Annotated in this window: 11 protein-coding genes; 3 read left to right on the top strand and 8 right to left on the bottom strand. The window is 57.6% G+C overall.

Annotation, left to right across the window (positions count from 1 at the left end; translation table 11 throughout):
• Nucleotides 1-5: 5 nt before the first annotated feature.
• The gene (locus DTJ15_RS03295; protein WP_086431032.1) at nucleotides 6-488 is read right to left on the bottom strand and encodes a DUF3429 domain-containing protein; all 483 of its coding nucleotides are present in this window, start codon (nucleotides 486-488) and stop codon (nucleotides 6-8) included.
• A gap of 112 nt (nucleotides 489-600) precedes the next feature.
• Between DTJ15_RS03295 and eno the strand changes: the two genes are divergently transcribed.
• The gene (eno, locus tag DTJ15_RS03290) at nucleotides 601-1,887 is read left to right on the top strand and encodes a phosphopyruvate hydratase (RefSeq protein WP_043560384.1); all 1,287 of its coding nucleotides are present in this window, start codon (nucleotides 601-603) and stop codon (nucleotides 1,885-1,887) included.
• A 199-nt stretch (nucleotides 1,888-2,086) separates the two neighbouring features.
• Nucleotides 2,087-2,410, top strand: coding sequence for a septum formation initiator family protein (locus DTJ15_RS03285; protein WP_043560387.1), 324 nt, complete (start codon nucleotides 2,087-2,089; stop codon nucleotides 2,408-2,410).
• A gap of 145 nt (nucleotides 2,411-2,555) precedes the next feature.
• Here DTJ15_RS03285 and rpmG read toward each other — a convergent pair whose 3' ends face one another.
• The 5 genes from rpmG to DTJ15_RS03260 form a co-directional block, all read right to left on the bottom strand.
• Nucleotides 2,556-2,723, bottom strand: a complete 168-nt coding sequence (rpmG, locus tag DTJ15_RS03280; RefSeq protein ID WP_043561310.1) for a 50S ribosomal protein L33 — start codon at nucleotides 2,721-2,723, stop codon at nucleotides 2,556-2,558.
• 172 nt (nucleotides 2,724-2,895) lie between these two features.
• Entirely contained in the window at nucleotides 2,896-4,242 is a 1,347-nt protein-coding gene (locus DTJ15_RS03275) for a hypothetical protein (RefSeq protein WP_249109389.1), read from the bottom strand.
• A gap of 138 nt (nucleotides 4,243-4,380) precedes the next feature.
• A complete protein-coding gene (pgsA, locus tag DTJ15_RS03270; protein ID WP_043560391.1) occupies nucleotides 4,381-4,944 on the bottom strand; it encodes a CDP-diacylglycerol--glycerol-3-phosphate 3-phosphatidyltransferase in 564 nt (187 codons plus the stop codon).
• Nucleotides 4,945-4,988: 44 nt separating this feature from the next.
• Complete coding sequence (gene uvrC, locus DTJ15_RS03265) at nucleotides 4,989-6,866, bottom strand: excinuclease ABC subunit UvrC (protein WP_043560393.1); 1,878 nt, start codon at nucleotides 6,864-6,866, stop codon at nucleotides 4,989-4,991.
• Nucleotides 6,867-7,172: 306 nt separating this feature from the next.
• Nucleotides 7,173-8,201: a dipeptidase gene (locus DTJ15_RS03260; protein WP_249109388.1), complete on the bottom strand. Its 1,029-nt coding sequence runs from the start codon at nucleotides 8,199-8,201 to the stop codon at nucleotides 7,173-7,175.
• A 102-nt stretch (nucleotides 8,202-8,303) separates the two neighbouring features.
• On the opposite strand from DTJ15_RS03260, the gene DTJ15_RS03255 reads away from it, so the two are divergent.
• A complete protein-coding gene (locus DTJ15_RS03255) occupies nucleotides 8,304-9,098 on the top strand; it encodes an exodeoxyribonuclease III (protein WP_043560396.1) in 795 nt (264 codons plus the stop codon).
• Nucleotides 9,099-9,180: 82 nt separating this feature from the next.
• Here the strand turns inward: DTJ15_RS03255 and DTJ15_RS03250 are convergent, their stop codons facing one another.
• A complete protein-coding gene (locus DTJ15_RS03250; protein ID WP_043560399.1) occupies nucleotides 9,181-9,885 on the bottom strand; it encodes a response regulator transcription factor in 705 nt (234 codons plus the stop codon).
• 122 nt (nucleotides 9,886-10,007) lie between these two features.
• Nucleotides 10,008-11,858, bottom strand: coding sequence for a sodium:proton antiporter (locus DTJ15_RS03245; RefSeq protein WP_249109387.1), 1,851 nt, complete (start codon nucleotides 11,856-11,858; stop codon nucleotides 10,008-10,010).
• Between the last annotated feature and the right edge of the window lie 94 nt (nucleotides 11,859-11,952).

Here is an 11,952-nt window from a genome sequence, read left to right as displayed (position 1 = left end):
CCCTCTCAAAACTGGCCTTGCGGTGATAGAAGGGCAAACAGGAAGCCAATCACGCACAGACCGGTGCTGATGGCCCGGACCATGATATATCCCTGCGGCAGGTCACCATGCCGGTTGGCGATTCGTTCCAGAGCAAAAATTCCTGCAAAGCCGATTGCCTCCAGCCCGAAGCCTGTGCGCAGATTTCCCAGCAGGCCTACGCAGAGGGCAAGCCACCCCCAGAGAAACGCAAACGTCCCTGAAAGAAGCGCCCGCCTGTCCCGCAGGCTCTCTCCCTTTGGCGGAATGATCGTGGGTTTGCTGGCCAGCAAACCCCACTGTACAGCCCCATAAAAAGGCAGGAGGCATCCCCCATAGGCCAGAAGGATCTGGCTGAGATGTGGCAGGGATGTCAGCACACCCGCCAGAAACAGCCAGCCCCCCACCAAAAAGGGAAAAACGCCGCCAAGCGCAACAAGCATGGCAGCCGTGACAGGAAATTGTCGCATCTTAATTGACCTCGGGCGCGGATTTTGAGACTGAAATAGAGCGAAAGCGGATCCGGTCTGCGGCTGATAATAGGCCGTTCGGGGTCCGCCGCATAGAGTCAGGAGAAGTCCCTTGAGCGCTATTGTTGATATTATTGCCCGCGAAATTCTGGACAGCCGTGGTAACCCGACTGTTGAGGTAGATGTTGAACTGGCCTCCGGTGTTACCGGTCGTGCCGCTGTTCCTTCCGGTGCCTCCACCGGTGCCCACGAAGCTGTAGAACTGCGTGATGGCGACAAAAAACGCTTCCACGGCAAGGGTGTCCTGAAGGCCGTCAACGCCGTGAACACGGAGATCGCCGACAAGCTGCGTGGCATGGAATCTGAAGACCAGATCGCCATCGACCAGGCCATGATCGACCTTGATGGTACACCGAACAAAGGCCGCCTTGGCGCCAATGCCATTCTCGGTGTGTCCCTCGCCGTGGCCCGTGCTACAGCTGAAGAGCTGGACCTGCCGCTGTATCGCTATGTTGGCGGCACATTCGCCCATGTTCTGCCGGTCCCGATGATGAACATCATCAACGGTGGTGAGCATGCGGACAACGCCATCGACTTCCAGGAATTCATGATCCAGCCGGTCGGGGCTTCTTCCGTTGCTGAAGCCATCCGCATGGGCTCCGAAATCTTCGCCTGTCTGAAGAAAGAGCTGCACAAGAACGGCCTGAACACCAACGTTGGTGATGAAGGTGGTTTTGCTCCGAACCTGAAGTCCACAGAGGAAGGCCTGAAGTACATTGAGAAGGCCGTTGCCGATGCCGGCTACAAGTTCGGTACGGACATCACCATCGCTCTCGACTGTGCCTCCACCGAGTTCTACAAGAACGGCCGTTACGAGATGAAGGGCGAAGGCAAGAGCTTCTCCTCCAGCGAGATGGTCTCCTACCTTGAGGAACTGACCAAGAAGTTCCCGATCGTCTCCATCGAGGATGGTCTGGCTGAAGATGACTGGGAAGGCTGGAAAGAGCTGACAGAGCGTCTGGGTGACCGCATCCAGCTGGTCGGTGACGATCTCTTCGTGACCAACCCGGCCCGCCTGAAGGAAGGCATCGAGAAGGGTGTTGCCAACTCCCTGCTCGTGAAGGTGAACCAGATCGGCTCCCTGACAGAGACACTGCACGCTGTGGAAATGGCCCAGCGCGCTGGCTACACCACTGTCATGAGCCACCGTTCTGGTGAGACAGAGGACAGCACCATTGCCGACCTCGCCGTCGCCGTGAACACGGGGCAGATCAAGACCGGGTCCCTCTCCCGCTCCGATCGCATGGCCAAGTACAACCAGCTGATCCGCATTGAGCAGCAGCTGGGCAAGAGCGCCAAGTATGCTGGTCACAGCATCCTGAAAAAAGCCCGCAAGTAATTACGGGAGCAGTTTAGCCGGTTCTCCCGGCTGAACTTGCGGAAAAGGCCTCCACCTGGAAACGGGTGGGGGCTTTTTTTATACCTCCCCTTCAGATTTCTCTCTGGCATGGCCGGCAGATACCTTGCCTCTCCCACCAACCGCTTATAAGGTGATAACCGTTTCAACCTGATCAACATGAAGACCGAGGAGCCATTGCATGATCGCTCTGCTACGGCGTGGACTGGGTGCTGTATTCGCTCCGCTCCTCTTTCTACTTCTGACAGCCTATTTCATCTGGAATGCCCTGCATGGGACTCTTGGTATTGAGGCCTATCAACGACAGAAGAAACTTCAGGCAGAGGCACAGTCCGCCCTGCTGGATGCCCATAAGGAGCAGGACATCTGGCGTCGGCGCGTCATGGCGCTGAATGAAAGAGCCCTGGACCCGGACATGCTGGATGAACGGAGCCGAGTGATGCTCAACAGCAGCCGCAAGGGCGATCTGGTCATTCCCTACGGTGAGAAAAATTCTCTTTATTGACAGACAGGATAAGCGGGCTCTGCCCCCGCTCACCTCACGTTTCCCTGCAAACCATCAAGGCGTTTCTACACGCTTGGGGGCAATGACACATAAAAAAAAGCGGCCCCAAAAGGCCGCCTTTCTTTTTCGTCAAATGGAATGACGATTACTTGATCTTCGCTTCACGGAAGACAACGTGCTTGCGCACAACCGGGTCGTACTTGCGTACTTCCATCTTCCCCGTTGCCGTACGGGCATTCTTCTTCGTGACATAGAAATAACCCGTATCTGCAGAAGAAACGAGACGGATCATGATTACGTTTGTCTTGGCCATACTACCCTCGGACTGCTGCCGCATGATGGGACGCTGCTTCATCAGTGTCGGAGCAGCACATCCCCTATACCTGAGCGGGACAATGATACCTTGAGCCTTTCAGGTCAAGCCCTTTCCAGCCCACGATACCCTCATTGAGACAGATTATGCTCTTTTTCTCACAAGATGGGTCTCATTTGTCCCAGTCAAACTGATAAACCCTTTCACTCTTATGAGAACGATGGGACCTCGCAGGAGCCTCAAAGCCCAGAGCATCCACGTAATCATCATCACGTTTTCTGCTCGAATGATGACGCTCCTTCTGGGCATGTGCTTCCACATGCCGCCCAGCGACCGTGTGATGCTCCCTCTCGATAACCACCACCTCATGCTGACGGGCCTGCGTATGCTTATGCCTATGCGTCCGATGCGGCTCCACCACCGGCTGTGCTGCATCCACCACTGCAGCCTCAGGCCTGTGATGTGCTCCAGCCTTGCCCTTGGACCTGTGCTGTCTGCCCATCTCTTCATCAGCTCCAGACTGTTGTGGAAGAGGAGCTGCTACGACACCAGTCTCAGGCTGCGGACGGGGTGCTTCCGTAACGGCTGGTACCTGACGTACAGGACGCTGCGGTTCGGAAGGAACCTCGACCCTGGGCTGCGGACGGGGCACTTCCGTAACGGCTGGTACCTGACGTACAGGACGCTGCGGTTCGGGAGGAACTTCAACCCTGGGCTGCGGACGGGGCGCTTCCGTAACGGCTGGCGCCTGACGTACAGGACGCTGCGGTTCGGGAAGAACCTCAACCCTGGGCTGCGGACGGGGCGCTTCCGTAATCGTCGGCTCCCTGTAGGCTGGCTGCCGGGATACGGCACCCCCGCCAGCCCTGCGCTCCAGATGGGAAAGCGGTTCTGCCGGCGGTGCCTTCTGGAGCTCGGCCTGAGCCTCCTGCCGCGATTCCTCAGAAGAATGAACATGCCCGAATGTTCTGGCATGTGCGTACAGGGACGCCTTGCCCGCACTGACAACCTTCACGCTGCCATCAGGAGCGATGAGCGTATCCGTTCCATCACCATTGGGAATGGTAACCACACCCCGCCCTGCGGGCTCCATGTAAGGCCGCGCATTATCCTTGACATGGGATGGAATGGGTTTGCCTATGGGCATCACGCCCCTACCGGACCCATAACGCTGCCCGACATCTTCCCCGACACTCATGCCCTGGCCATCATTGAGCTGCTGCCGGAGATCCGCATCAAGCTGTGGTCGTGCCTTCTGCCATTTCTCAACAAAATTCCTGTCAGACCGGCTGACATCCTGAAGGCTGGGCACAGGCTCCGGCTGACCCGGCCAGACATCCCCCTCCTCGGGAAGAACAGGCATTGTGCTCAGCTTCACTCCCCGGACACGCTGCGCCGTCTCGCTCCGGGCATCTGGCATGTTCGGATTGCCAAAAGGATTGATCGTACTGCCCAGATGCCTGTCCAGACCCGTGCAGCTGACCGAAAAACTGGTACACCCCACCGCAAAGAAGGACATGACAGCGCCTACCCTCTTTAGCTTTCCTTCCCTGCTTTTCATTCCCTACCCTTTACAACCATCGCAACCTGTCCCCAGGAAGGCTCAGCCCACCTTCTGCCACCATCATCTCGAGCTGCCAGATACCTCACACTAAGTCTATCTCCGCATCTGCGCCACGGTCGCCTTGAGGTAGCCTGTCCCCGTCAGAAGCGTCGGAATGACAGACAGCCAGAGCAGCGCAGCGCCAATTACGCCAAAGCACCATGTCACGTCATGAAAGGAGGTAGAAGCCCCCTCCCCCAGAATCAGGAAACCGATGGCCACCATCTGTGTGCCTGTCTTCCATTTGGCCAGACGGGTGGACGGAATCGTCTCATTGCGGGAGGCCATATACTCCCGCAGCCCGCTGATCATGATTTCCCGAAGCATGATGAGAATGGCTGCATACAACGAGCAGAACCGCAGCCCTCCCATCCCTGCGAGTGCCAGGAGAAGCCCCCCGACAAGGAGCTTGTCTGCAATCGGATCCATCATCCTGCCAAGGTCTGATGTCAGGCCTTGCCGACGGGCCAGAGCCCCATCGAGATAGTCGGTCACACAGGCGCCAACATACAGCAGAAACGCCATATCAGCCCACAGGCCACCACCTGCCAGACACCCGATCAGCACCGGGATGACAAGGATACGGAACAGAGTGAGAAGGTTGGGAAGATTGATCACCTGATATCCCTAATATGGAAGGCCCCCCCCAACACGGTGCTCAGTCAGGGTTTTTTGAGGACGTCACTCTGTTCTCTTACCCATTCTGGATGGAAATATCCATAAATGACCTGTGCCATTTCGCGATTAATTCCCGGTACATGCTCCAGCTCTTCCAGAGCCGCCTGCCCGACATGGCGTGCAGAGCCGAAACGGGTCAGCAGAGCCTTCTTGCGAGCTGGGCCAACACCGGGAATCTCGTCGAGGCCGGAACGGGTCAACGCTCTGGAACGTCCTGCCCTGTGTGTCGTGATGACAAAACGGTGGACCTCATCCCGCAACCGCTGAAGATAGTAGAGGACAGCATCATTGACGGGCAGCTGGAACGGTTCCTTCCCCTCCACAAAGAACCATTCCCTCCCTGCATTGCGGTCCACCCCCTTGGCAATACCCACTACAGGAATGGAGGACAGGCCCCTCTCCGCCAGAATCTCCCGGACGACTCGTACCTGCCCTTTGCCGCCGTCAATCAGCAGCAGGTCCGGCCAGTTTTCACTCCCTGAATCATCCGGTGTCAGCTGGGCAAAGCGACGGGTCATGACCTCCTTCATCATGCCAAAATCATCACCCGGAGCGACAGGACCACGGATGGCAAATTTCCTGTAAGCCCGCTTCACGAAACCTTCCGGGCCGCCCACAATCATGGCGCCATAGGGAGCCTGTCCCATCAGATGGGAATTGTCATAAACTTCAATACGTTTCGGTGGCTCGGGCAGGTCGAAAAGCTCGGCCACCTTTTCCAGCAGAACGGCCTGCCCGGCCGTTTCTGCAAGCCGACGCTCCAGAGCTTCACGAGCATTGAGAATGGCGTGGTCCAACACCGCCTTCTTTTCACCCCGCTGCGGCTGGAGAATCTGCACCTTCTGCCCCCGTTGCAGGCTCAGCGCTTCAGTCAACAGAGGCTGTTCAGCAGGCTCAGAACTTGTCAGCACCTGTAAAGGAGGCTGCTTGTCCTCGTAGAACTGGAGCAGAAACGCCGCAAGAACATCAGCCGCAGGCTCATCTGCCTCATGCCGGGGATAGAAAGCCCTGTTGCCATTGTTGCGACCACCACGGATGAAAAAGACCTGGATGCAGCTCTGCCCCGCCTGCTGCCAGAGCGCAACGACATCGGCCTCCTGGATGCTGGCCGGATTGATGGCTCCTGAGGCCCGTAGATTGGCAAACCCCCGGATACGGTCACGGATGAGAGCAGCCCGTTCGAAAGCCAGCTCCTCGGAAGCCTGTTCCATTTCCAGGGTCAGGCGCTGTTGCAGCTCCCGGCCGCCTCCACTCAGGAATTCCTTCGTCTGTTCCACCAGCCCCTGATACTCCAGCGGGCTGATGCGCTCCACGCAGGGAGCAGAGCAACGCTTGATCTGGTGCAGCAGGCAGGGGCGGGTCCGGGATTCGAAAACGCTGTCCGTACAGGTCCGCAGCATGAAGGCCCGCTGAATGACCTGAATTGTCTGGTCCACTGCTCTGGATGACGCAAAAGGCCCCCAATAGGTTGCCCCTTTGACGGGCTTCCCCCGTTGGCGCATCAGGCGGGGATAGGCGTGATCCCCGCTCAGCAGAAGCCACGGATAACTCTTGTCATCCCGCAGAAGGATGTTGAAGCGGGGCTTCATCCGCTTGATGTAGTTGGCCTCCAGCAGCAGGGCCTCGGCCTCGGTTCGTGTCACGACGATTTCCATGCTGGCCGTCAGAGAGACCATGAGCTTCAACCGGTCCGGCAGACGGGCGACATGCGTGTAAGACGTGACCCGCTTCTTCAGGTTCAGCGCCTTGCCGACATACAGCACCTCCCCCTTCACACCGATCATGCGATACACGCCGGGACTTTCAGGAATCGTCTTCAGGGCTTTCCGAATCGCAGGGGCTCCGTGGGGTCTTTCAGGCATATGTCCTAGTTTTCCGCCAGTTTTTCATGATCATGCTGCGCCTTTCATACTCATCCACCATTCCTGTGGACAAAGCTGTGAATACTCCAAGGGTAAAAGCACACAGCATAGGGTTTCTCTTCTTTTTTCATAGATTGCCCATTTTTTAGGCAAAGAATATAACCATCTGAAAAATAAGGAATTATAAAAGATTTTATCCCTGCATCCTCCCCTTTCCTGCCCCCTGATGGCGGTGTGGGCTGTCAATCCCGTTTCTGAAAAAATTACTGTGCAAAAAATACCACGAATTTTCTCAAAAAGTAAAAATCAGGTTTGACATTCCGAAATTTTATCTTCTGCCCTCTGCAACAGGCGCAGCATGTTTTCTCCACATATGGCCCGAATCTCCCCGGCATCCAGACCAGCAACAGCCAGCGCTTTGGACACATGGTGAGTCTCACTGGCATCCTGCCAGCCCTCTATCCCGCCTCCGCCATCAAAGTCGGACGAAATTCCCACATGTTCGACACCAATCCTGCGGGCCACATACAGCACATGCTCCACAAAATCTTTCAGCGTTCCACCACCACCCCGGCGCAGGAATGGCCCCATGGCTGTAATCTGGATCAGGCCACCACTGGCCTTCAGTGCATCAAGCTGTCCATCATCCAGATTGCGGGGATGATCACACAAAGCCCGCACACAGGAATGGCTGGCAAAAACAGGAACTGAGGATGCATCCACCGCCTGCATCATGGTCTTGCGGGATGCATGGGAAACATCCACCAGCACACCATGCCGGTTCATCTCACCAATAACCTCCCGCCCCAGAGCGGACAGACCGCCATGCACTTCTGCCGGCCCCTGCCGGACAACCGCCGAATCCGCCAGAAGGTTATGGCCATTATGGGTCAGGGTCATGTAACGCACGCCATGCCGCCGGGCGAGATAGCCGATCCGGGCCGGGTCATCCGCCAAGGGGTAGCCATTTTCCATGACAGGCACCAAAGCCACCTGCCCGGCCTCCGTAGCCCGCCGGATATCCGGAACTCTCCGGCACAGCACAGCCTGCCCGGAAAGATGAAGCGGAACCATCTCTTCCATCGCCTCCAGCATGGCCCGTGCTCTTTGCCACGCTGCCTCATGCCCTGCGTCATCCAGACCAGCCTGCGGTGTATAGGCAGCCAGACAGGCCACCCCCATCCCACCGGCCTGCGCCTTGGGAACGGTAAACCGGCGTTCCACATCCCGCATGGCAACATCCGCCTGGTCCCGCTTATGCCAGCAGGGCAGACCTTCCGCCGTTTTTTCGTTCCATGGAATATCAATATGGCTGTCGATCATCAGGATGGGCATATGCGGGAGACTTTCCTTATTCATTCCCCCCAGATTGGGGTAAACCCTGTTCATCGCAAGATCATCCGTTGAAATTTCCCGCTCCAGAGGAGATCAGAAAACATGCGTCTCATTACATGGAACATCAATTCACTCCGCCTCCGGCTACCCCTGCTCCAGCGTCTGATTGAGGAACAGGCCCCTGATGTCATCTGCCTTCAGGAAACCAAAGTGCCGGACCCTCTCTACCCCCGTGATGCACTGGCAGAGCTGGGTTTTCCCCATCAGCTCTATCGTGGAATGAAGAGCTATAATGGGGTCACCATTCTCTCCCGCACACCGCTGGAGCCCATTACCGGCACGCCGGACTGGTGTGGCCGGGAGGATTGCCGCCATGTGGCTGCCAGCATCCAGACAGCAACCGGGCCGGTGACGCTCCACAATTTCTACGTGCCCGCCGGTGGCGATATTCCCGACCCGCAGGAAAATGAAAAATTCGCCCATAAACTCGCCTTCCTTGAGGAGGCTACAGCATGGTTCCGGGCCAATCCGCCACAGCGGAGCATTCTGGTCGGTGATCTCAACATCGCTCCGCTGGAGCATGATGTCTGGAGCCACCGTCAGCTTCTGAAAATCGTCAGCCATACGCCACCGGAAACGACACGCCTGACCGAATGGCTTCATGCCGGATTTGAAGACGCCATGCGGAAGGCCATTCCAGAACCGGAAAAGCTCTTCACATGGTGGTCATACCGCAATCGTGACTGGAAAAAATCCAACCGGGGGCGCCGTCTGGACCATATCTGGACAACACCGGACCTTCTCCCCGGCCTTAAGACAATCAATGTCCTCAGCCCCATGCGGGACTGGACCTCCCCTTCCGACCACGTTCCCGTCATGATGGATCTGGCCGTCTGACCAGACTGGACCAGATGGCAGAAAGGCTGGCAGGACTTCCTCCTGCCAGCCTTTCTTCTGTCCGCCCTCAGGGCACCATCCGTCAGAGATCAGGATTCAGGCAGTACCCACCACCTTCCGTCAGCAGGATCCCGGCCCGGCCATGATCAGGCTCGATCTTCTGCCGCAGACGGTAGATGTGCGTTTCCAGCGTGTGGGTCGTCACCGAGGCGTGATAGCCCCAGACCTCATGCAGCAGCACGTCCCGCTCCACTGGCTGCCCACCGGCACGGTAGAGATATTTCAGGATTGCCGTTTCCTTTTCCGTCAGATGGATGCGCTGCCCCTTTTTCTGGTCCACCAGCTGCTTCCTGGCCGGATGGAAAACATAGGGACCGATATCAAAAACAACATCCTCACTGTTCTCGAAAAGACGCAGCTGCGCCCGCAGACGGGCCTTCAGCTCGCCCATGCGGAACGGTTTGGCCACATAGTCATTCGCTCCAGCATCCAGACCACGAATCACGTCATCTTCATCATGCGACCCCGTCATCATGATGATGGGGATATGAATGCCCCTCTCCCGCAGCCCGGCACAGAAATCCCGCCCGTCACCATCTGGCAGGTTCACATCCAGCAGAAGAATGTCTGTCCTGCCTCCAGAAGAGTGATCCATCACCTCCCGTGCAGCCGCAATGGTGGCAGCCTGTTCAACGCGGTACGCTTCCTCCTCTCCCAGCTGTTCAGCCAGCAGAAGGCGCAAGGCATCATCATCGTCAACAATCAGTATTGAGTGATGAGCATTCATATCCCAAAAATCCCGTCCGTAATGCACTCAAAACCCCGCCTCTCCGCCCATGCCGGATGGGCAGACAGGGAGGACCTGTCTTTCTGATAGGGCACTACACTAGCCCGAATGACGGCCAAGCACTACGCCCCTGCACGCAGTTCTGCTTCCTCTTTTACATCTGCCCCCTCATCACGGCTTTCCGGCGCCCTCATGGAAATGACAAGATCCCCCATGCTCGGCATGGTCCAGGCCCGATCTTCTGCCGAGCGAACGAAGATGCCCGTACCCCGGCGAACAATGAGCAGATCCAACCGGTTTTCTTCTTTCCCGAAAAGATCCACCGTGGCATCCGTCACGCTCTGACAGACAAAACGCCAGCCACGACTGAACAGGGTATCAAAGAACGTATAGTTCCAGCCCGGTTCTCCCAGCACCTTTCCCCGGGCATCACGTGAGAGACCACGATACAGGTCCAGCCGGGCCACACCGGGACTGACCTGATAGACCCTCTCCCGCCCCATATGCGGAGCCATGTGCCCGCAGACCATCCCGTTATAGATGGCATCCCCGGTCGTGGCGATCAGGTAGTCCGCCGGGCGCTCCTCCAGAGCCTCCTGCCCCGCTGCGGAGAGAAGTTCCGCCTTGAGGACCGGCACCCCACGCCGGGCTGCGGGCATGAGTTCCTGCGCTGTCGTATCCACCAGCAGAACAGGTACCTTCTCCTCATTCAGGCAGACCGCCAGATCGGTCGACCAAGCATTACCACCAAGAATGACCAGAGCAGGCTCATTGGAGAGAGTCAGATGCAGCCTTCGTGCCAGCGGGCCGAGTGAAAAACCGTGGCAGATCATCGTCACGGCAATCACGCAGAACACGGCCGGCATGACAAGATCGGCAGAGGCGTACCCCGCCTCCGAAAGCTTGATCCCCGCCGCACCAGCCACAGCCGCCGCAACAATCCCTCGTGGAGCGATCCATCCGACAAAAATCCGTTCCTGCCAGCTGATGCTTGTCCCCAGCGTGGCCAGGAAAATGCACAGGGGGCGAACGACAAACAGCACAACCAGCGTGAGAAGCAGGATGGGAATGGACAGTCTGGCCAGCACGGCACGGTGCAGGTCGGCCGTCAGCAGGATGAACAGAACGGATACCATCAGGACCACCAGAGATTCCTTGGTCCGTTTCAGTTCATTCAGGCCCGGGATATGCAGGTTGGTCAGCATCATGCCGAAGACTGTCACGGCAATCAGGCCGGCCCCTTCCATCACCAGCGTGCAGGCCTCGAAAATGATCAGCGCCAGCGTGACCATGATGGGTACCTTCAACAGCTCCGGCATCAGGTCCCGGGTAAAAAGGTAACGCAGCAGATAGGCAGGCAAAATGCCCGCCGCCACGGAAACAGCCCCAGCCAGAAGCATGTCCGGCAAGGTATGGACGAAGAAAATCTGCTTGTGCAGGTCCACATGCAACAGCATGATCTGCATGACGACGGCAGCCAGAATGGCCCCCAGCGGGTCGTTGACGATGGCCTCCCACCGCAGGAAGGCCGCCACACGGGGCTGGAGTTTGGCACTCCGCAACAGGGGCAGGATGACCGTCGGCCCCGTCACCACGATGATGGCCCCGAAGAGAAAGGATGTTCCCCATTCCAGATGGGCAACATAATGGGCTGCCAGAGCTCCCAGTATCCAGTTGATTGGCAGGGCCACCATCGTCAGGCGGGCAACGCCCTGCCCGGCCTCCCGGAGCTGGCGGATATCCAGCACCATTCCACCCTCAAAGACGATCAGGGCCACCAGCATGGAGACCAGTGGACGGAACGCATGACCCAATGTTTCTGATGGATGCAGCCACCCCAGAACAGGGCCAAAAAGCAGCCCCATGGCAAAGAGCAGAACAATGGCTGGGAGCCGCAGGCGCCAGGAAACCCATTGTGCCAGCATCCCTGCCCCGAATGTCAGCACCACACCGAAGAGAACATCATAGGCCATAGGGGATCTGTTTCCTCCAGTCAGACAGGACCGCCCGGCCCCGTAGCAGGAACAGGCTGGCCATTGTCCAAATATTAGCCATTTTCATGACAGA

The organism is Parasaccharibacter sp. TMW 2.1891, from assembly GCF_023337675.1.
GTDB lineage: Bacteria > Pseudomonadota > Alphaproteobacteria > Acetobacterales > Acetobacteraceae > Bombella > Bombella apis.
The sequence above is the reverse complement of the archived record's forward strand: the minus strand, read 5'-3'. Positions and strand labels throughout refer to the sequence as shown.